This window comes from Mesorhizobium sp. M0052, assembly GCF_040323255.1.
GTDB lineage: Bacteria > Pseudomonadota > Alphaproteobacteria > Rhizobiales > Rhizobiaceae > Mesorhizobium.
In genome coordinates this window covers 23,498-42,467 of sequence record NZ_JAMYUS010000010.1, presented here as the reverse complement: position 1 = coordinate 42,467, position 18,970 = coordinate 23,498, and the positions used below count along the sequence as shown (strand labels likewise).

Annotated in this window: 20 protein-coding genes; 9 read left to right on the top strand and 11 right to left on the bottom strand. The window is 63.5% G+C overall.

All coding sequences use genetic code 11. From position 1 onward, the window contains the following. Positions 1-3 precede the first annotated feature (3 nt). The 5 genes from NKJ77_RS15485 to NKJ77_RS15465 form a co-directional block, all read right to left on the bottom strand. On the bottom strand, positions 4-990 hold the full coding sequence (locus NKJ77_RS15485) for an ABC transporter permease (RefSeq protein ID WP_023668514.1): 987 nt from the start codon (positions 988-990) through the stop codon (positions 4-6). 109 nt (positions 991-1,099) lie between these two features. Further along, positions 1,100-2,032, bottom strand: a complete 933-nt coding sequence (locus tag NKJ77_RS15480; RefSeq protein ID WP_023687083.1) for a substrate-binding domain-containing protein — start codon at positions 2,030-2,032, stop codon at positions 1,100-1,102. Positions 2,033-2,328: 296 nt separating this feature from the next. Then, positions 2,329-3,357 carry an ABC transporter permease gene (locus NKJ77_RS15475; protein ID WP_352535418.1) on the bottom strand — a complete coding sequence of 343 codons (1,029 nt, stop codon included), beginning with the start codon at positions 3,355-3,357 and terminating at the stop codon, positions 2,329-2,331. After that, positions 3,354-4,898: a sugar ABC transporter ATP-binding protein gene (locus NKJ77_RS15470; protein WP_352535417.1), complete on the bottom strand. Its 1,545-nt coding sequence runs from the start codon at positions 4,896-4,898 to the stop codon at positions 3,354-3,356. The genes NKJ77_RS15475 and NKJ77_RS15470 overlap by 4 nt, the downstream gene beginning before the upstream one ends. 137 nt (positions 4,899-5,035) lie before the next feature. Then, on the bottom strand, positions 5,036-6,193 hold the full coding sequence (locus NKJ77_RS15465) for a fumarylacetoacetate hydrolase family protein (RefSeq protein ID WP_023668510.1): 1,158 nt from the start codon (positions 6,191-6,193) through the stop codon (positions 5,036-5,038). 176 nt (positions 6,194-6,369) lie between these two features. Here NKJ77_RS15465 and NKJ77_RS15460 point away from each other — a divergent pair, with 176 nt between their 5' ends. From NKJ77_RS15460 to NKJ77_RS15435, 6 genes are all read left to right on the top strand, one after another. After that, positions 6,370-7,647: an NAD(P)/FAD-dependent oxidoreductase gene (locus NKJ77_RS15460; protein ID WP_352535416.1), complete on the top strand. Its 1,278-nt coding sequence runs from the start codon at positions 6,370-6,372 to the stop codon at positions 7,645-7,647. A gap of 95 nt (positions 7,648-7,742) precedes the next feature. Continuing rightward, complete coding sequence (locus NKJ77_RS15455) at positions 7,743-8,624, top strand: ABC transporter permease (protein WP_352535415.1); 882 nt, start codon at positions 7,743-7,745, stop codon at positions 8,622-8,624. Continuing rightward, positions 8,621-9,448, top strand: a complete 828-nt coding sequence (locus NKJ77_RS15450; protein ID WP_023709184.1) for an ABC transporter permease — start codon at positions 8,621-8,623, stop codon at positions 9,446-9,448. Before NKJ77_RS15455 ends, NKJ77_RS15450 begins: the two co-directional genes overlap by 4 nt. A 25-nt stretch (positions 9,449-9,473) precedes the next feature. After that, positions 9,474-10,580 (top strand): ABC transporter substrate-binding protein, encoded by a 1,107-nt coding sequence (locus tag NKJ77_RS15445; RefSeq protein WP_023668506.1) that lies wholly within the window; start codon positions 9,474-9,476, stop codon positions 10,578-10,580. A gap of 276 nt (positions 10,581-10,856) precedes the next feature. After that, positions 10,857-11,456 (top strand): helix-turn-helix domain-containing protein, encoded by a 600-nt coding sequence (locus NKJ77_RS15440; protein ID WP_023684396.1) that lies wholly within the window; start codon positions 10,857-10,859, stop codon positions 11,454-11,456. Then, entirely contained in the window at positions 11,446-12,531 is a 1,086-nt protein-coding gene (locus tag NKJ77_RS15435; RefSeq protein ID WP_023687090.1) for an ABC transporter ATP-binding protein, read from the top strand. Before NKJ77_RS15440 ends, NKJ77_RS15435 begins: the two co-directional genes overlap by 11 nt. A 440-nt stretch (positions 12,532-12,971) precedes the next feature. On the opposite strand, the gene NKJ77_RS15430 is transcribed toward NKJ77_RS15435, so the two are convergent. Further along, the gene (locus tag NKJ77_RS15430) at positions 12,972-13,676 is read right to left on the bottom strand and encodes an SOS response-associated peptidase (protein WP_023684394.1); all 705 of its coding nucleotides are present in this window, start codon (positions 13,674-13,676) and stop codon (positions 12,972-12,974) included. Positions 13,677-13,857: 181 nt separating this feature from the next. On the opposite strand from NKJ77_RS15430, the gene NKJ77_RS15425 reads away from it, so the two are divergent. After that, the gene (locus tag NKJ77_RS15425; protein ID WP_023668502.1) at positions 13,858-14,211 is read left to right on the top strand and encodes a nuclear transport factor 2 family protein; all 354 of its coding nucleotides are present in this window, start codon (positions 13,858-13,860) and stop codon (positions 14,209-14,211) included. An 89-nt stretch (positions 14,212-14,300) separates the two neighbouring features. Here NKJ77_RS15425 and NKJ77_RS15420 read toward each other — a convergent pair whose 3' ends face one another. Together NKJ77_RS15420 and NKJ77_RS15415 are read right to left on the bottom strand one after the other, a co-directional pair. Then, positions 14,301-14,780, bottom strand: coding sequence for an SRPBCC family protein (locus NKJ77_RS15420; protein WP_023726386.1), 480 nt, complete (start codon positions 14,778-14,780; stop codon positions 14,301-14,303). Beyond that, on the bottom strand, positions 14,777-15,133 hold the full coding sequence (locus tag NKJ77_RS15415) for an ArsR/SmtB family transcription factor (protein WP_023687094.1): 357 nt from the start codon (positions 15,131-15,133) through the stop codon (positions 14,777-14,779). Before NKJ77_RS15415 ends, NKJ77_RS15420 begins: the two co-directional genes overlap by 4 nt. A 163-nt stretch (positions 15,134-15,296) precedes the next feature. Between NKJ77_RS15415 and NKJ77_RS15410 the strand changes: the two genes are divergently transcribed. Next, positions 15,297-15,644, top strand: coding sequence for an ArsC family reductase (locus NKJ77_RS15410; protein WP_023709906.1), 348 nt, complete (start codon positions 15,297-15,299; stop codon positions 15,642-15,644). 138 nt (positions 15,645-15,782) lie between these two features. Here NKJ77_RS15410 and NKJ77_RS15405 read toward each other — a convergent pair whose 3' ends face one another. From NKJ77_RS15405 to NKJ77_RS15395, 3 genes are all read right to left on the bottom strand, one after another. Next, positions 15,783-16,136, bottom strand: coding sequence for a DUF488 domain-containing protein (locus NKJ77_RS15405; RefSeq protein ID WP_352535414.1), 354 nt, complete (start codon positions 16,134-16,136; stop codon positions 15,783-15,785). A gap of 15 nt (positions 16,137-16,151) precedes the next feature. Beyond that, on the bottom strand, positions 16,152-17,408 hold the full coding sequence (locus tag NKJ77_RS15400; RefSeq protein WP_023823466.1) for an aminopeptidase: 1,257 nt from the start codon (positions 17,406-17,408) through the stop codon (positions 16,152-16,154). An 86-nt stretch (positions 17,409-17,494) separates the two neighbouring features. Then, positions 17,495-18,409, bottom strand: coding sequence for a LysR substrate-binding domain-containing protein (locus tag NKJ77_RS15395; RefSeq protein ID WP_352535413.1), 915 nt, complete (start codon positions 18,407-18,409; stop codon positions 17,495-17,497). A gap of 94 nt (positions 18,410-18,503) precedes the next feature. On the opposite strand from NKJ77_RS15395, the gene NKJ77_RS15390 reads away from it, so the two are divergent. Beyond that, on the top strand, positions 18,504-18,704 hold the full coding sequence (locus tag NKJ77_RS15390) for a hypothetical protein (protein ID WP_352535412.1): 201 nt from the start codon (positions 18,504-18,506) through the stop codon (positions 18,702-18,704). Positions 18,705-18,970: the final 266 nt, after the last annotated feature.

Sequence of the window (18,970 nt, the reverse complement as noted above, 5' to 3'; positions counted from 1 at the left end):
GTTCTAGGTCCCTGCCTGATGCCGGCGTTCCAGCCATGAGTGCAGCGCCATCATGCCGAGGATGATGGCGCCGATGAAGATGTTGTAGGCCAGCCCGGGCACGCCGATCAGCACGATGCCGTTGCGCATGACGCGCAGGATGAGGATGCCGAGCACCGTGCCGATGATGGTGCCGCGCCCACCGGTCAGCGCCGTGCCGCCGATCACCACCATGGCGATGACTTCGAGCTCGTAGCCGGTGCCGCTGTTGGGGTTGGCGGCCGACGTGCGCAGCGACGAGATGACGCCGGCAAGCGAAGCCATCACCGACGACAGCACGAACAGGCCGATCTTGACGCCGCTGACGTTGACGCCGCGCGCCCTTGCGGCGCCTGGATTGCCGCCGGCTGCCTGGATCCAGTTGCCGGTCCGGCTTTGCGTCAGCACGTAGCCCAGTGCGATGGCCGCCGCGATGAACCAGAAGAGCGACATGTAGATGCGGAACGGGCCGATGAAGAAATCACCGACCAGCGCTTCGGCCAGCCAGCTGCCCTCGGCGCTCCACGTCCGCTGCGGAAAGCCGTCGGTGACGAACAGCGCGGTGCCGCGCACCACCAGCAGCATGCCGAGCGTCACCAGGAAGGATGGGATTTTCAGCTGCGTGACGAACCAGCCATTGACCAGGCCGATGAAGGCCGCGATCAGCAGCGCGGCGAGGAAGCCGACCTCCAGCGAGGTCAGGCCGCTGTTGAACAGCGTCCACATCAGCACCGGCGAAAAGCCGAACAGCGAGCCGACCGACAGATCGAATTCACCCGACGTCATCAACAGCGTCATCGCCAGCGCGATCAGCCCGAGCTCGACGGTGAAGGCCAGCGTGTTGGAGATGTTCTGCGGCGACAGGAAATCGTGGTTGATGCTCCAGAACACCGCGATTTCGACGATGAGCAGAACGAAGGGCCCGAATTCCGGCCTCGCGATCAGGCGTTGGATGAGCGAACGGTTTTCCACTGATAACCTGCGACAGGAAGGGGAAGGCTGAGCCCAGCGCGCAACGCGAAGGGCTCGGCGAAAAGACAGTCGCGACCGCGGCTGCGGCCGCGACTGTTGAAGGTCTGGGTTATTTGCCCGACAGGATGTCGTCGTAGACCTGCGCGGTGTCCTTTTCATAGAGCGCGCCGGTGATGACGTTGAAGCCCGGAGGAATGCCTGACGCCGCCATGTTGGCCAGCGACAGCGCGACGTAGCTGGTCGCCTGCGGGTCCTGCCACTGGCCGGCATTGACGTAGCCGGTCAGCACTTCCTGGGTGGTGTCGAGCGAGTTGCCCCAGCCGACGACCGGGATTTCGCCCGGCTTGATGCCGGCCTGGTCGAACACCCGCTTGATCGAGCCGGTGACCAGATCGCCGAGGCCGATGATTGCCTTGACCTTGGCCTTGTTGGCGGTGAGATAGTCGACCATGCGGTTGATGGCTTCGGCCTGGTCGAGGGTCGCTTCGGTGATCTCATAGGTGATCCCCAGCGGTTCGAAGACGCTCTTGATGCCTTCCTCTTCCTGGACGCCGTAGGTGGCGCCGGGGATTTCGACCGGCATCCAGACGAAGTCGCCCTTCTTCACCAGGCCCTTGTCGACCAGATATTGCGCCCAGTGCTTGCCGAAGGTGACGTTGTCGCCGCCGACATAGGCGTCGAAGCTTGCCTTGGGATCGGGCGTGTTGAAGTTGATGATCGGGATCTTGGCCGTGTTGGCTTCCTTGGCGATTTCGATCAGGCTGCCCGGATCGGGGCTGGTGGTGACGATGCCGTCGGCCTTTGCCGAGATCGCGGCGCGCACGGCCTCCTGCTGCGAGGCAACGTCGCCATTGTGGAACGAGGTGTTGACGGTGTTGCCGGTGTCCTTCGCCCATTGCTTGGCGCCGGCCAGGAAGTAGGTCCAGACCGGGTCGGCCGGGCCGCCATGCGAAATCCAGTAGAACGTCTTGGCCTGTGCCGCCGCCGGAACGGCCAGCGCCACAATCAAGCCAAGCACGAGTAATCGTAGCCTCGTCAGCATTTGCTTTCCTCCCATGTTGAAAAACGACCTCCACGTCCGGCGATGATCCGGGCCATGCCCTTGATCCTCTCCTCCTGCCAGCGCCGACCCGGATGCGCAGAGCATCTTCTTTTGCGGCCGATGGCAAGCCTCCATCCGCCCAATGGATGGTGGCGCGATGCAACGCGCCATCATCGATCCCATCAGATCGCATCAGTTAGAGGGCAATTCCAGGAAAAGTGTGAAACGGTTTTCCGTCCGGAATTGCGTCAACCAAGAGATAGAGATATTTCCCGGCAAGCAGGCGGGGCTTAAACTCAGGCGCGCGGATTTTCCTGAAAGCGCTCGGCCTGGCGGTTGCGCAGCACCTTGGCCAGCCGGTCGAGCGCGAGCGCCAGCACCATCACCGCGCCGATCACGAAGGGGCTCCATGCGGCGTCGATGCCGAACAGGGTCACGCCGCTCAAGATGACCTGGACGATCAGCATGCCGATCACCGCACCGAAGACGGTGCCGCGCCCGCCGGAAAGCGAGGTGCCGCCGATGATCGCCGCGGCAATCGCCATCAGCACGAAACCGCCGCCTTGGTCGACGTCGGTAACGGGAGAGCCAAGCCACAGCGCGCCCGCCAGCCCCGAGACGATGCCCATCAGCACCAGCGTCTGCAGCCGCACAGCACCTGTCGGGATGCCGGCATAGAGCGCCGCCTGCGGATTGCTGCCGACGGCCTGGATCCGGTAGCCGAAGCGGCTGCGGTGAAGCACGAGGTGCATCACCACGGCCATTGTGACGAAGACAAAGACAGCCGTCGGCACAAGGCCGAACAGCTTGCCGTGAACGATCTCAAAGAAGTCGCCGCCTGGGCTGGCCGGAGCTGTCGCTTGCATCTTGACGGCCACCGCCGCCAGGCCCCGGAACATTGCAAAGGTGCCCAGCGTAACGACGATGGCCGGCAGTCGCAGCGCCACCACCAGCAGGCCGTTGACGAGGCCGAGCCCGGCGCCGAGCAGCACGCCGGCAAGGGCGGCAAGCCACGGGTCGATGCCGGCGGCCAGAAGGAATGCGGTGAGAAGGGCCGCGAGATGGAATATCCAGCCGACGGAAAGGTCGATCTCGCGGAGTGCGAGCACGAACACCATGCCGATCGCCAGCATGCCGGGATACGCAGCGGTTTCCAGCAACGACAGCACATTGGCCTCGTCGAGGAAATCCGGCCGGGCAAAGCCTGTAATCGCCACAAGGACAACGAGCCCGATGAGCGGCCTGAGTTCGACGGGCAGGCGAAGGCTGCGCTTCGGGTGGGCAGCCGAACCGGCAAGCTGTAGCATGGGATCCAATCGTGTCATGCCATGGCTCCCACGAGTTTCTTTTTCGGCCGCTCCGCCCCCGGCATCTCGCCGGTGGTGGTCAGTTGTAGCACTGTCCTTCGCTTCATCTCGGCGCCGGACAGCTCGCCGGCGACCCGGCCGCGGTGGAAGACAAGGACGCGGTTGCTGAGGTTGGTCAGTTCGGACGGCTCGACCGAACGCAGCAAAACGATACAGCCATTGGCCGCCATCTGCCGGATCAGCGCATAGATCTTGCGCTTGGCAGCCGCCTCGATACCGCCAGCCGGATTGTCTAGGAGCAGCACTTGCGGCGCCGTCTCCAGCCATTTGGCGATTACGATCTTCTGCTGATCGCCGGCCAGCAGCGAATTCACCGGCGCGTCCGGCAGGCCCTTGATGCGCAGCGCATCGATCTGCCTTGCGGCGGCGGCGATCGCGGCCTTGGGCGAGTAGCGGCGAGACCCCCAGTTGCGGGCGCCGGTAGCGATGTTGCCTATGTTGAAGGCCAGCGACCGGTCGGGCATCAGGCCGTTGCACAGGCGGTTGGCCGGCACCAGGCCGATGCCGCGCCGCGCCGCTTCGGTCGGATTTCCAGGCAAGCCGTAGCCGTCGGGGAGCCGCACCCTGCCGCTTTGCGCCTCGCGCAGGCCAAACAGCATCTCGAACAGGTCTTCAACGCCCGACCCCTCAAGCCCGGCCAAGCCGAGGATCTCGCCGGAGCGGGCGGTGAAGCTGACGCCGGAAATCCGGCCGCCGCTCAGACCCTCCACCGTGATCCGCGGCCTTATCGTGCTGGCATTGGCCGGCAGTGCAGGCGGGAACAGGCTGCCGCGCTGCTGGCCGATCATGGCGTCGATCACATCGGCTTCGCTCAACGCCGAGCGCTCACTTGTCAGCACGTCACGGCCGTTGCGCATCACGGTGACCTGGTCTGCGATCGCAAACACGTCCTCCAGCCGGTGCGAGACATAGAGCACGCTCGTGCCCTTGGCCTTGAGGTCACTTAGTACGGTGAACAGGTGCTCGGTCTGGCGCCGGTCGAGCGCAGAATTCGGTTCATCGAGGATCAGCAGCCTCGGGCCTTCCAGAATTGCGCGGCCGAGTTCGACATAATGCCGTTCGCCCATGCCGAGTTGTCCCGCAGGAGCGTGGACATCGACGTCGAGCTTGAGTTGCCGAAGCAAGGTGCGGCTGCGTGCCTCCATTTCGCGCCTGGAGACGAAGCCATTGCGCAACGGCTCGCGATTGACGAACAGATTGGCCAGCACCGAGCGGTCGGCAAACAGGCCGAGCCCCTGGTGGACGACGCCGAAGCTGTGCTTGCGTGCAGCGATCGGGCTGTCGACGGTGACGATCTGGTCGCCGACGCGGATGGTGCCGCTGTTGGGCCGGAGCACGCCGGCAAGCACCTTCACCAGCGTCGACTTTCCGGCGCCGCTTTCACCGACGACAGCATGGATGGTCCCCTGTCCGACAGACAGGTTCATATCCCTGAGCGCGACAACGCCGCCATAACGCATGGCGAGATTGCGCACCGATATCATCGGCAAACCGAGCATGCGATTCGGCCCCCACAGACCGCGCCCCAATCCTGGAGCGAATTTCCGATACAGTCACCCGGATTCCGCTAACAAACGGCTTACAGGGACCGGATGCGAACGTTTATCGGCTATCCGTTCGTCCCGCTGCTCCGAAATCAGATCAGGTCGGCCTTGGCGAGGTCCCGCATGAGATGGCTGGCGCCGTAGGTCCAGTGCGGGCAATCGGGCGACAGAAGCACGCGGTTCACCAGCGCGCCGAATTTCTCCGACGAGATGGTGACGATGTCGCCGATCTTGTGGGTGAATCCCTTGCCCTTCTCGCCGCGATCCTTCGACGGCACGAACATGGTGCCGAGATAAAGCGCCAAGCCGTCGGGATACTGGTGGTGCGGCCCCATGGCGGCCGCGACCAGCTCTTCGGGCGAACGGCTGATCTCGGCCATCGAGCTCGCGCCCTCCAGCGAAAACCCGTCCTCGCCCTCGACCTTCAGCCGCACAGTGGCGCGCTTGACATCGTCGATGGAAAAGCTTGCGTCGAACAACCGGATGAAGGGCCCAAGCGAGGCCGAGGCATTGTTGTCCTTGGCCTTGCCGAGCAGCAGCGCCGAGCGTCCCTCGACGTCGCGCAGATTGACGTCGTTGCCGATGGTCGCGCCGACGATCTTGCCGGTGCTGGCGGCGATCATGGCGATCTCCGGCTCGGGGTTGTTCCAGGTGGAGACAGGATGCAGCCCGACATCGGCGCCGAAGCCGACGGACGCCATCGGCTGGCATTTGGTGAAGATCTCGGCGTCGGGGCCGATGCCGACTTCCAGATATTGCGACCAGGCGCCGCGCTGGATGAGCTTGGCCTTGATCTCCATCGCTTCGGGCGAGCCGGGCTTCAGCTTGGACAGATCGTGGCCGATCAGCCCGGCAATGTCGGCGCGGATGGCGTCGGCCTTTTCCGCCGAGCCGCGCGCCTGCTCCTCGATGACGCGTTCGAGCAGGCTGACCACGAAGGTCACGCCCGACGCCTTCACCGCCTGCAGGTCGACAGGCGAGAGCAGATAGGGTTTTGCCGGATCGCGGGTGGCCTGAAAACTGTTGGCGGCGATCGCGTCGAGCGAGCCGATCGGTTCGCCCTTGGCAGAGCGCACGTGTCCGGCCGGATCGGCCATCTCGCAGATGTCGCGCACTGTGGGTGCGGTGGTCGAGGTGACGTCGAAAACGATCCCGTCGCGCACGGTGACCACCAGAGGATGCGAGGCATCGCTTGCCCTGGCTCGGCCGATGAAGAGCCCGTCGGCGGGAAGCTGCGTTGGGTTCGTCATGGCTTACGGTCCTTTGATGATCGAGATGGCAGCTGGGCCGCGGCACTTTCACCGGATTCACGCCAAAGGTCTATCCCGTGGCGCAGGCAATTGTCGGTTCTGACATGAGGCCCGCTCTTTCAAAAAAATGAAACTAGCACTAGAATTTTCATTTTCCGCATACTCCAGGTGAAGCCTTGCCCACACCGTTTTCCGTTCCGATCTGGCAGAAGCCGCAGACCGCATCCGCCTTCCAGTTGCTCGTCACTGCGCCGGTCGACGTTGCCATCGTCGGCGGCGGCTTCATGGGCCTGTCGACCGCCTTGCACGCAGCCCGGCTCGGTCTCGGTGTACAGGTGCTGGAGGCCGGCGGGATCGGCCAGGGCGCCTCGGGCCTCAATGGCGGCCAGGTCATTCCCGGCCTGAAATATGATCCCGAATGGCTGCTCGAGCATTTCGGCCCCGAGCGTGGCCGGGCGCTGGTCGATTTCGCCGCCTCGGCGGCGGATACGGTGTTCGATCTCATCCGCGACGAAAAGCTGGCGGTGCCGTTCACGCGCAAGGGCTGGATCCAGGCCGCGCATACCGAAACCGCATTGAAAGCGGCGGCGAACAGGGATCGTCAATGGCGGGCGCGTGGCGCCGATGTCCGGCTTCTGAATGAAAGCGAGATCGCCGCTATGACCGGCGCGCAAGGCTATCTCGGCGGCTGGCTCGACCGCCGCGCCGGCATCATCGATCCGCTCGCCTATACAGTGGAACTGGCGCGCATCGCCGCCGCCGCCGGCGCCAGCATTGCCGAGCGGCAGAAGGTGGTGAAACTCCGCAAGGAGGCCGGCCTTTGGCGTGTCTCAACCGAAAGCGGCGCCGAGGTGCGGGCGAAAGCGGTTGTCCTGGCGACGAACGCCTATACCGATGGACTGCTTCCGGGCCTCGCGGAAACGATCGTGCCGCTGCATTCCTTCCAGGTCGCGACCGCGCCGCTGTCATCCAACCTTGCGGCGACGATCCTGCCGGAAGGGCAGGCGGTGTCCGACTCCAGGCGCATTCTCGTCTACTACCGCAAAACAGCCGACGGCCATCTGGTGCTTGGCGGCCGCGGCCGCATGGCGCGGCCGAGGAGCGAGGCCGACTGGGCGCATCTGCAGCGCGCGCTGGTGCGGCTCTATCCGGCGCTCTCCGATGTCGTCATCGAGAAGCGCTGGTTCGGCCGCGTGGCGATGACACCGGATCACCTGCCGCACATCCATGAGCCGGAAAAGGGCCTGCTCGCCGTGGTTGGTTGCCAGGGCAGGGGCGTCGGCCTGATGACCGCGCTGGGAAAACGCATGGCGGGCTACCTCGCGGGCGGCGATGTCAATCAATTGCCGTTCCCGCTGTCGCCGGTCCGGCCGATCCCGTTCCACGCCTTCCGCCAGGTCGGCGTCGCCGCGACCATCGCCTGGTACCGGATGCTCGACGCCTTCGAGCGCTGATTGGGCGCCGGTCGCCTAGGCCTCGTGGATTCAGCTTGACAGTTTCACAAATATGAAAAAGCTAAGCCGATTTCATATTTCCGTTGAGCAGTCCGATGTCGAGCATCGTTGCAACAGAAGCGCCGGCAGGGTCGTCCCGAGGCTTCCGCTTCGCCATGTTGCTGCCGGGCGGGCGGGTCACCTTGTTCCTGATCCTGTTTGCCCTTGGCCTTGTGCTCTTCCTCTCACTTCGCGGCAATGACGGTTCGCTGCTCGGCGCCGGCTTCAGGGCAGGCAACTTCATCACCGTGGTCTCCGATCCGCTCTACTGGACGGTGACGCTGCGCTCGCTGGTGATCGCCGGCCTGGTGACGCTGGCGACCGTCGTCACCGCCTATCCCGTCGCCTACTATCTCGCCTTCTATGCCGGCCGCCGCCGCAGCCTGCTTTTGTTTCTGGTGACCCTGCCGTTCTGGACCAGCTATCTCCTGCGCGTCTTCGCCTGGAAGATCGTGCTCGCCTACAACGGCGTCTTGAACTCGGCGCTGATCGAAAGCGGCATCTGGTCGGAGCCGACGCTGGCCTTCCTCAACACGCCGGCGGCGGTGGTCGTCACGCTGGCGCATGCCTATGCGCCCTTCGCCATCCTGCCGATCTATGTGGCGCTGGACACCATCCCGAAATCACTGCTCGAAGCCGCCTCCGATCTCGGCGCCAGACCGTTCACGGCGTTTCGCCGCGTCGTCTTGCCCAATTCGATGCCGGGCGTTCTGGCGGCCGCCCTCGTCGTCTTTGTGCCGACGGTCGGCGACTATGTCACCCCGGCCATGGTCGGCGGTCCCGCCAGCACCATGATCGGCACATTGATCCAGTCGCAGTTCGGCAAGGCCAATGACTGGCCGTTCGGGGCGGCACTTTCAGTCTGCGTGATGCTGGTCATCCTCTGCGTGGTGCTGGTCGCACGCGGCGCCGACCGCAAATTCGGCAGCCGCACATGAGCGCGGCGCGGAGAGATGATGGCCGCGGCTGGCTCGGCGTCTATGTGCTTGCCTATCTCGTCTTCCTCTATCTGCCGGTGCTGTTGATCCCGCTGTTTTCCTTCAACAACTCCATCCAGGCCGCGTTTCCGCTGCAGGGCTTCACGCTCGAATGGTATGCCACGCTCTATGGCAATCCGGCGCTGTCCGGCGCGCTTTTGAACAGTCTCGTCATTGGCGTCGTGGCCGCCGCCGGCGCCACGCTCTGCGGCATCACCGTCTCCTATATGGACCTCTACGGTCGTTCGCCGCTCGCCGCCACCATCAGCGCCATCTCCAGGCTGCCGATCCTGATCCCCGGCGTCATCGTCGGCATATCGTTGCTGATCCTCGTCAATCTCATCGGCCTCGGCCCGTCGCGCATCGCCATCGTTCTCGGCCACATACTGGTGGCGCTGCCGACCACCGTGGTGATCATGCGCAGCCGGTTTGCCGCAATTCCGAAAACCATTCGCGAGGCCGCACTCGATCTCGGCGCTTCCGACTGGACGACCTTCCGGCGGGTGATGTTGCCGCTCTCGCTGCCGGCCATCGTCTCGGCCTTCATGCTGGCCTTTCTGATTTCCTTCGACGAGTTCATCGTCGTCTTCTTTCTCGCCGGCACCGAGCCGACGCTGCCGCTCTACATCTGGAGCCAACTGCGTTTTCCTCGCTCGCTGCCGACCGTGATGGCGCTGGGGACAGCTATCCTTGCTGTGTCCGTCATCATCGCCGGCATCGCCGAAATCCTGCGCCATCGCGGGCTGAGCACAGCCCGTCGGACGGCGCCCACCAGTCCAGCCTGAACCATAACAAAAGAGGAGAACCGAAATGGCATTCGACCCGAAATCAATTACTGGGCTGAAATCGATCACTGGCCCGAAATCGATCACTGCAAAGACAGCCCGCACCGGGCTTGCCGCGCTTGCAATCGTCCTGTCGTCGACTGTCGCCTTCGCCGCCGACAAGCTGCAATATTTCACCTGGTCCGGCTATGAACTGCCCGACTTCAACAAGAGCTTCCTGACGGCCCATCCCGATGGCGTCGAGGCCTCGATCTTCGGCGACGACGACGATGCCTTCACCAAGGTCAAGGCCGGCTTCCGCCCCGATATCGCCCATCCCTGCTACGACAAGGTGGCGCGCTGGAACAAGGAAGGCCTGCTGCAGCCGATCGATACCAAGCGCATCAAGAACTGGGATTCGATCTTCCCGGTGTTCAAGAACCTGCCCGACATCCAGGCCGGCGACGGCAAGGTCTGGATGGTGCCGTGGGACTGGGGCAACACCTCGATCCTCTACCGCACCGATCTGGTGAAGAACCCGGAAGCGAGCTGGAACCTTCTGTGGGACAAGCAATATGCCGGCCGCATGGCGACCATCGATGCCGTGCATGACACGCCGATCGTTGCAGCACTTCTGGCCGGCGTAAACCCCTTCGATATGACGCCGGAGCAGATGGACAAGGTGGCGGAAAAATTGCGCGAGCAGCGTCCGCTGCTCTCCAACTACACCACCGACATGACCTCGGTCGAACAGGCGCTGGCCAGCGGCCAGCTGGTCGCCGCCATGACCTGGAACGCGTCGGCAACCTCGCTGAAGAAGCAGGGCGTGCCGGTCGAGTTCATGAAGCCGAAGGAGGGCATGCTGACCTGGGCCTGCGGCTTCGTCATGCTCAAGGACGCCAAAAACGTCGACCTCGCCTATGACTTCATCAACAGCCGGCTCGACGCCGACTCGGGTAAGTACCTGATCCAAGCCTACGGCTATGGCAGCTCGCTGAGCACCGCCTTCGCCGGCGTGGCGAAGGACGAACTGGACAAGCTGCAATTGCCGGCCGACCCGGAGGTGATGCTGAAGACCACCATCTTCACCGGCCCGATGAAGCAGAACGACGATGTGGCGAAGATGTTCGAGAAAGTGAAGGCGGGCGGGTGAGGGATCCATCGCCGACGGTTGCGCTGCCCCTCACCTGCCTGCCGGCATCCTCTCCCCGTATAGAGACGGGGAGAGGGGCGCTGTCACCAGCGATTTCGCAAACCGCAAACGTTGCAGAAATGGCGCCGAGTTTGCGACCAGCCGCTTTCTCCCCGTCACTATACGGGGAGAAATGTCCGGCAGGGAGGGGCAGCGCCGACGGCAGGTAATTGTGACTAATCTCCTGAAGCCCGCGGGTCTTGCCGCCGCGCCAAAGACTGCAACAAGGACCAACTGATGGACATGCTTGAAGCGAAACCAAAGGCCGACGCCGACATTCGCGTCGGCCGGCGCGTGCGGGCGCTGCGGCTGGAGCGCAATTTGTCGCTGGCCGAGCTGGCAGCAAAAGCCGGCGTCTCCATCGGTGCGCTGAGCCAGATCGAGCGCGGCCTGTCTTCGCTGCGCGTCAAGGTGATCTGGCCGCTTGCGGCCGCGCTCGACATCGAGCCTTCGGCGCTGATCACCGACGGCAACGAAGCCGCCAACGATCTCTATTGCGTGCGCGCCGACAAAAGGCGGCAGCTCCCGGTCAAGTCGGAAGGCATCGCCAAGGCGCTGCTGTCGCCGCCGGGCGCGGCGCTGACCGGCCTCTTGGTGACCGTGGAAGCCGATGGCGGCACGGCGGAAGCCTACGCGCATATCGGTCACGAGTTCGGCTATGTCCTGTCGGGCGAGGTCGAACTGGTGGTGGACTCGACAAAATACGTGCTGAAGAGCGGCGACTCCTTTGCCTTCAAGAGCACGCTTCTGCACGCCTTCCGCAATCCCGGCACCGAGCCTTGCCAGATCCTCTGGGTCAACACCACCAAGCCGTCCGAGGTTCGCGATGGCGCCTGATGCGCTGGTACGCCTGGACACGGTCTCGAAGGTTTTCCCCGGCGGCATTGTCGGGCTCGACGCCGTCGATCTCGACATTATCAGCGGCGAGTTCATCACCCTGCTCGGGCCCTCGGGCTGCGGCAAGACCACCAGCCTGCGCGTCATTGCCGGTTTCGAGAGCCCGTCGAGCGGCAAGGTGCTGCTCGATGGTCGCGACATCACCGCGCTCAGGCCGTTCGACCGTCCCGTCAACACCGTGTTCCAGGATTATGCGCTGTTCCCGCATATGAACGTCGCCGAGAATGTCGGCTTCGGCCTGTCGCTGCGCAAACTGTCCGGCGCCGAGCAGGCAAAGCGCGTCCGCGAAGCCCTCGACATGGTCGGCCTCGCCGACAAGCTCGGCGCCCGCGTTTCCGAACTGTCGGGTGGCCAGCGCCAGCGCGTCGCGCTCGCCCGAGCCATAGTCTGCGAGCCGCGCGTTCTGTTGCTCGATGAACCGCTGTCGGCGCTCGATGCGCATCTGCGCGAACAGATGCAGGTCGAACTGAAGCGGCTGCAGTCGCGGCTCGGCACCACCTTCGTCATGGTCACCCACGACCAGACCGAAGCGCTGTCGATCTCCGACCGCATCGTCGTCATGAACAAGGGCCGCATCGAGCAGATCGCGCCGCCGGCTACGCTTTACGACCGGCCGGCGACGAAATTCGTCGCAAGCTTCATCGGCACCATGAACCTCTTGCAATCGCGCTTCATCGGCCGCGACGGCGACCGCCTGCGCTTCGCCGCTGGCGGGCTTTCGCTGGAAGCAACATCTGAAACCGGCGACACACCCGGCGAAGGCACTGAGCGCACCATCGGCGTTCGCCCCGAGGACTTGCTGGCCACCACCGATGCCGCCGCCGGCACCGCGCCGGCGCGCGTCAACTCCATCGTCTTCCACGGCCGCACGCTGCGGCTGCATGCTGAGCTGGGGCAGGGATTGCCGGTGGTGATCGATGCGCCGCGCCAGGCCGAGGGCTTTCAATTCAGCGTCGGCGACGTGGCGCATATCAGCCTGCGCCGTGGTGCCAACTGCCCTATGCTGCCAAGCTGATCCAACCCAATCCCTTCATCGACGGTTGGATTTAACCTGCTGTGAAGATCGCCAAGGTGGAATTAAGTGTGAATTGACTCGCAAAGGAACATATTCCTACTTTGCGGGATGCCCGAACTAAGCACCCGACCGCGCCGAAATGTGCAAACCCTCTGCTTGGCGCATGAAGTCGGGCAGCTAATTCGTGTTCGATGTCGGAACTGCAACATCACTCGACACTATCTGCCTGGCGATCTCGCAAAGCTGGTTGGTGATATCCCCTTTTGGGATGTGGAGCGGCACATGCGGTGCGAGCGCTGCAAAGGTCGTGAGCTCGATGCAGGCATCATTCTGCCAAGCGCTGCTGAACGCCTTAAAATTCGCGTCAGACGTCTTGTCGAAATCCGCATGGTTCGCCGGGTAATCTGGCGAGACGACGATTGAGGAGAGCCGATTTCGGGCTAAAACAGAGACCCTTGGGCCGGGGCCTGTGGTGGGAACTTGATCTGTGTGGCTGGCTTCTCAACGATCACCAACGCGTCGTTGGGCGCCGTCCGCTGCAAACGCCGTGCTTCCGACCATGGCGCCGTCAGCCAAGCCTCGGTTTCCTCCGGCGTGGTGAGGATCACGGGCATAGCCTTCTCATGTATCGGCGCAATGAGAGCATTAGGCTTGGTGGTCATGAAGGCGTATAGCTCGAAGTCGCCGGGACCGTCCTTGACCTTTCGGACGCCCTGCCAAGACGTCCAGAAACCAGCGAAGAAGAACAGCGGCCGGCTCTCGCCACGGGCAAACCAGTAATTTCGCTGGATTCCTGTTTCCGGGTCTTTATCGTTCGCCGCAGGGCTGGGCTCGGCAAAGCTGGTCACCGGCACGACACATCTGTGCTCGACGCCCACATATTGCTGCCAGTGCGAATATTGCGGATTGCGAACGTTGGTGGTGCCGTAGTCGGCCTTACCTTTCATGCGCTCGGGCGGCGTTGGCAAACCCCAAAGCAGTTTCGCCAGTTCACGCTCCCCATCCGTCCTGTTGCGAACGACAAGCCCAGGTTGATTGGGATAGACATCAAGCGAAGGTTCGAGGTTGCCGCTGATATCGCGCAATGTGCGGGTCCATTGGCGGACCGCCTCTTGCGTCGTCGTGATGTTGTAGAGGTTGCACATGCACCCAGCATTGCGGAATTGGCTTTTGTCTGCAACCGAAGTCGCTGTCCGACGCCGCCGCAATCGTCGTCACATAGCCGCGCTATATCATCGTCCTGACACACCTTGTCAGCTGTCGTGCGGGTAAAGGTGGCGGGCCGGCAAGCGCTTCCCTACTTTAGTCTGAACAGGAGGAACACACATGACCATCGCGGATGTTGCCAAGGATTTCACCGAAATGCTCCAGCAGGGGGATCACCTGGGTGCTGGTGAAAAGTACAATGCCGATGATATCGTCAGCCTCGAAGCGATGGAGGGGCCGATGGCCATTGCCCGTGGCAAGGAAGCTCTCAGGCAAAAGGGCGAATGGTGGCAAGCGAACCACGAAGTCCATGGCGGCTCTGTCGAAGGCCCCTATGTCAACGGCGACCAGTTCGCGGTGCGCTTCAAGTTCGACATAACGCCCAAGGCCACCGGCGAACGGGTCACCATGGACGAGGTTGGCCTGTACACCGTCAAGAACGGCAAGATCACCGAAGAGCGCTTCTACTACTGAGCCCGGGTGCCGTAGGGTTCCGGCGCACTTCGCTGCACGACCCAAAAACCAGGCGGCCGGGACAAAGTCCTGGCCGCAGTGGGAAAAGCTCAAATGGTCTTCACATACTGCGCCAACTGATCGGCCACCGTGCCCCAGCCGTCGAAGAACCCCATCTCTTCATGATTGTTGCGGGTAGCCTGGTCGCGATGGATGGCCGTTGCCGTGTAGCGCGTGCCCTTGTCATCCGACTGAAGCGAAATGACTGCGGTGATGAAGGGCTCGCCCGAGGGCCGATAGCCCGGCAGCAGCGCATCGGTCCACACCAGCCGCTCGTTCGGCACGATCTCGAGATAGCAGCAATGGCGGTCGTTGACCTCCTTGCCGTCGGGCGATTGCATGCGCGTCCGGAACAGTCCGCCCGGACGAAGGTCGATCTCGCAATCGGTGATCAGCCAGGGCTTGGGCGTGAACCATTGCTTGACATGCTCCGGCACCGTCATCGCGCTCCACAAGAGTTCGCGCGGCGCGTCGAGCTTGCGCTCCAGCACAAGGTCCAGTCTGGGGTCGGGCTTGAAGGGATAGCTCACTTTTCTTGCTCCTTGAGGCTCATCACATAGGCGTCAAATTGATCGAGTCGGCGCTCCCACAGCGTGCGCTGTTCGGCCAGCCAGTTTTCGGCGAGCTGCAGCGGTTCGGGCGCCAGCTGATAGGTCCTGGTGCGGCCGATTTTTTCCGATCGCACCAGTCCGCAGCCTTCCAGCACTTTCAGATGCTCGATGAAGGAAGGCAGCGCCATCTCGAAAGGCTGCGCCAACTCGCTGACCGAGGCGGGACTGCGGTTCAACCGCTCGACCACGCGCCGCCGCGTCGGGTCAGCCAGCGCGCGGAAGATGCCGTCGATCGGCGGGAGACTTGTAGTTGGGGCGTGGAGGCTTGGCATGGGCGATCCTGAGGTCCGTCGACGGGTATAGAAATATACTTAGGAAAATTCCTTAGTATTGCAAGCCCTAAAAATGGGCTGATGTGACCGGGGTGCTGGCAAAGCGGGAAGGACGGTTTTAGGCTGTCCGGCGGATTCGACCACCAGTCAAGGGAAGCGCGTTTTGACGATCACCATGTACGGCATCACCACCTGCGACACGATCCGCAAGGCGCGCACCTGGCTGGAGGGCCATGCTGTGCCCTACCGCTTTCACGACTACCGGGCCGAGGGGATAGAGGCGGGCAGACTGGACGGGTGGGTCGGCAAGGTTGGCTGGGAAAAGCTGCTCAACAAGGGCAGCACCACATTTCGCGAACTGCCGGACAAGGACAAGCAAGGGCTCGACGAGAAGAAGGCCAGGAAGCTGATGCTGGCCAACCCGACGATGATCAAGCGCCCGGTGCTCGAGGTCGGGGATGAGATTTTGGTGGGGTTCAAGCCGGAGGCTTATGAAGGGGTGGTGAAGTAGCGTAGCCTTGCCTCGTCAGCCTATGGCGTAGCAAGGAGCGAAGCGACGCAGCGCAGACCCGAGGATGACGAACGCGTGGAGGGCGATCGCTAATTGTGAAGGCTTTCGCTTGCGGCGTATGCAGCGGTTCGCTGTCTCTCAACCCGTCCCGCGCAAATACCCCGCCAACGCCACCGCATTGTTATGCGCCTCGTCATGCGCGCCATAAAGCAGCGTCACCTTGGCCTTGCCGAGCAAGCCACGCAGTTTCGCCACCGCTTCTCTATTCCCATCCAGCTCGACCGAATACCGCACCTGAAACTCCGCCCATCGCGCCGGCTCATGTCCGAACCACCTCCGCAATTCATCGCTCGGCGCGATCTCCTTCAGCCACAGCGTCAGCGCGGCATCCTCCTTGCTGATGCCGCGCGGCCAGATGCGATCGACCAGCACCCGCTGCCCGTCGGGCGCGGGTGCTTCGTAAATTCGCTTGACCGTCAGGTCGAAGGCCATCCGCCCTCCGCGAGCTTACGCCCACTCACCCTTGCGCATCACCGGCACCTTGCGGCCATCCTTGTGCACGCCGTCTATGTCGATCTTGTCCGAGCCGATCATCCAGTCGATGTGGATAAAACTCTTGTTGCCGCCGCGCTGGGCGATTTCGTCCTGGGTGAGCGAGGCGCCGTCGACGAAGCATTTTGAATAGCACTGCCCGAGCGCGATGTGGCAGGCGGCGTTCTCGTCGAACAGCGTGTTGAAGAACAGCAGGCCGCTGGCCGAGATCGGCGAGGAATGCGGCACCAGCGCCACCTCGCCGAGCCGGCGCGAACCCTCGTCGGTGTCGAGCACTTTCTTCAGCACGTCCTCGCCCTTCGAAGCCTTGGCCTCGACGATCCTACCCTCTTCGAAACGCACCGAGATATCATCGATCAGCGTGCCCTGGTAGGACAGCGGCTTGGTCGAGGAGACATGGCCGGAGACGCGCCGTGCATGCGGCGTGGTGAAGACCTCCTCGGTCGGGATGTTCGGATTGCAGGTGACGCCGTTCTTGGCGGTCGAGGCGCCGCCCATCCATTCATGGCCATCGGCCAGCCCGACGGTGAGGTCGGTGCCCGGGCCGCTGAAATGCAGATCATGGAAATTGTGCTCGTTCAGCCACTTTGTGCGGCCGCGCAGCGCTGCATTGTGCGCCGTCCAGTTTGCGATCGGGTCTTCCACATCGACCCGTGATGCCGAAAAGATCGCATCGGCGAGCTTCACCACGGCGACATCGTCGGCATCGCCGGGGAAGACCTGTTTTGCCCAGGCGAGATCCGGGTAGGCGACGATGTTCCAGTTGATGTCGAAGCCGGTGATCTTTTCCAGCGCCGGCTGGTAGGCCATCGAGTTCGCCTTGTTGGCGCGCGCCACTTTCGCCGGGTCCTGCGCCGACAACAGCGACGGGTCCTCGCCGCGCACGGCAAGCCGCGCCGCATTGTTGGAAAAGGCCTTCGCCATGCCTTCATACATCCAGCCGGCGGCGCGGTCGAAGCCGGCATCCGCGCCGTAGCGGAAGCGCGCCAGCGTGATCTCGTCATCGTTGAAGATAGGGGTCACCAGGCCGGCGCCCGCTTTATAAGCGTGCTCAACGATGCGCCTGGTCAGCGGCAGTGCGGCGATCGACGAGGTCAGCACCAGATCCTGCCCCGGCTGCAATTGCAGCCCCACCTTGATGGCGACTTCCGCCAGCCTGTCGAGCTTCACCGGGTCGATGGTTGCGGAAACGCCGCGCGAATGTGTGGTCATGATCCTGCCTGCCTTGGTCTTGGAGGTGAAGCTTCCAACATAGATCGGCGCGGCTGTGCTTTCCAGCACCGTCGCGACGGACAGCCCTAGGCAGCGCTTTCCAGCGCGCTGAACTGCGCCACGGTCGCCGCGATTTCCTCGCGGATCCAGATCTTGAAATCGCGCACCTTGCGGCTTTCGGTCTTGGTGGCCGAGGTCACCAGCCAGTAGCCGAGGCCGCTCTGCGCCCGCACGCCGAAAGGCGCGACGAGGCGGCCGTCGGCCAGCGCATCGGCGGCAAGCAATTGCCAGCCGAGCATGACGCCGTGGCCGGCGATTGCCGATTCCAGGCACAACATCGGGTCGGTGAAGCGCGCGCCCTTGCGAAAAGTGACCGGCTCGGCCCCGGCAGCCTTGAACCAGCTCTCCCAGTTGATCATCGCCCGCTCGTCGGTGATGGCGCAGGTCTGCGCCAGGTCTTCGATCGACTTCAGTTTCCTGGCGATCACCGGCGCGCAGACCGGAAAGACTTCCTGCGCCAACAAAAGTTCCGCCCGGCCGCCCGGCCATTTGCCGTCGCCAAGCCGGATGGCGATATCGATGTCGGAACGTTCGAGATCGGCGAGGCGCACCGAGGCGTCGATGCGCAGCAGCACGTTGGGATGGCGATCGAAATGCCGCGACAATCGCGGCAGCAGCCATTTCGAAGCGAAGGCCGGCGCCACCGACACCACCAGCGTGCACTGGCTTGCCTCGTCGGCCAGCGCCACCGCCTGCGCCAGCTCGCGAAAACCGGCGCCCAGCCGGGCGGAAAAAATCGTGCCGAACTCGGTCAGCACCAGCCCGCTCGCCGTTCGTTCGAACAGCGCCTGTCCAAGCTGCTTTTCGGTGCGGTTGATCTGCTGGCTGACGGCGCTGACGGATACGTTGAGCTCGCCGGCAGCGGCCGCCAGCGAGCCGAGGCGGGCGACGGTTTCGACGGCGCGCAGGCCGTTGAGATGGACGCGGTTCAGCATAGCCATTCCAGTTTTTCTAAACCGGCGCGGCCGAAATCTCAATTGAAAGACGGCGAGACAGGGCAGATTCTAGCGGGACAGTCAGACCGAGGAGGCGAGGATGGTGACGATCGTATCATTGCTCAAAGTCTTTGCCGCCGGCTACACGCGGCGGCGCCATGACGGGGTCCTCAATTGGGTGACCGATCCGCTGTCGCATCCCGTGCTCGACACCATGTCGGAGCGCGAACTCGGCGACATGCCGTTTCGCCTGACGGCGCGCCGCACTGCATACGAGACGGCGCAAGCAGGCTGCCGCTGAAATCGCGGACGCGGTAACTGGGAAGGCGATACTGTCGGCGCCAGCGCTGCCGCTCATTGCCGTGCCGGGCATTTCTCCCCGTAAGGGAGAAAGGTTGCCGGCGCCGAAGGTTTCGCCAATCACCAGCCCTGCAGGCAAGGGCGCCGAGGCACACGGTTAACCCCCTTCTCCCCGTCACTATATGGGGAGAAGGTGCCGGCAGGCGGGGCGGCGCGACGCCAAGTGGCCCTCGCGCCTCGGCACAGTCACGCCAACGGCCACTGTCG

Bases quoted from the DNA above. Each gene is read 5' to 3' on its own strand.
- NKJ77_RS15480 (WP_023687083.1), bottom strand. From the start codon at position 2,032: ATGCTGACGAGGCTACGATTACTCGTGCTTGGCTTGATTGTGGCGCTG.
- NKJ77_RS15475 (WP_352535418.1), bottom strand. From the start codon at position 3,357: ATGACACGATTGGATCCCATGCTACAGCTTGCCGGTTCGGCTGCCCAC.
- NKJ77_RS15470 (WP_352535417.1), bottom strand. From the start codon at position 4,898: ATGCTCGGTTTGCCGATGATATCGGTGCGCAATCTCGCCATGCGTTAT.
- NKJ77_RS15465 (WP_023668510.1), bottom strand. From the start codon at position 6,193: ATGACGAACCCAACGCAGCTTCCCGCCGACGGGCTCTTCATCGGCCGA.
- NKJ77_RS15455 (WP_352535415.1), top strand. From the start codon at position 7,743: ATGTCGAGCATCGTTGCAACAGAAGCGCCGGCAGGGTCGTCCCGAGGC.
- NKJ77_RS15450 (WP_023709184.1), top strand. From the start codon at position 8,621: ATGAGCGCGGCGCGGAGAGATGATGGCCGCGGCTGGCTCGGCGTCTAT.
- NKJ77_RS15445 (WP_023668506.1), top strand. From the start codon at position 9,474: ATGGCATTCGACCCGAAATCAATTACTGGGCTGAAATCGATCACTGGC.
- NKJ77_RS15440 (WP_023684396.1), top strand. From the start codon at position 10,857: ATGGACATGCTTGAAGCGAAACCAAAGGCCGACGCCGACATTCGCGTC.
- NKJ77_RS15435 (WP_023687090.1), top strand. From the start codon at position 11,446: ATGGCGCCTGATGCGCTGGTACGCCTGGACACGGTCTCGAAGGTTTTC.
- NKJ77_RS15430 (WP_023684394.1), bottom strand. From the start codon at position 13,676: ATGTGCAACCTCTACAACATCACGACGACGCAAGAGGCGGTCCGCCAA.
- NKJ77_RS15425 (WP_023668502.1), top strand. From the start codon at position 13,858: ATGACCATCGCGGATGTTGCCAAGGATTTCACCGAAATGCTCCAGCAG.
- NKJ77_RS15415 (WP_023687094.1), bottom strand. From the start codon at position 15,133: ATGCCAAGCCTCCACGCCCCAACTACAAGTCTCCCGCCGATCGACGGC.
- NKJ77_RS15405 (WP_352535414.1), bottom strand. From the start codon at position 16,136: ATGGCCTTCGACCTGACGGTCAAGCGAATTTACGAAGCACCCGCGCCC.
- NKJ77_RS15400 (WP_023823466.1), bottom strand. From the start codon at position 17,408: ATGACCACACATTCGCGCGGCGTTTCCGCAACCATCGACCCGGTGAAG.
- NKJ77_RS15395 (WP_352535413.1), bottom strand. From the start codon at position 18,409: ATGGCTATGCTGAACCGCGTCCATCTCAACGGCCTGCGCGCCGTCGAA.
- NKJ77_RS15390 (WP_352535412.1), top strand. From the start codon at position 18,504: ATGGTGACGATCGTATCATTGCTCAAAGTCTTTGCCGCCGGCTACACG.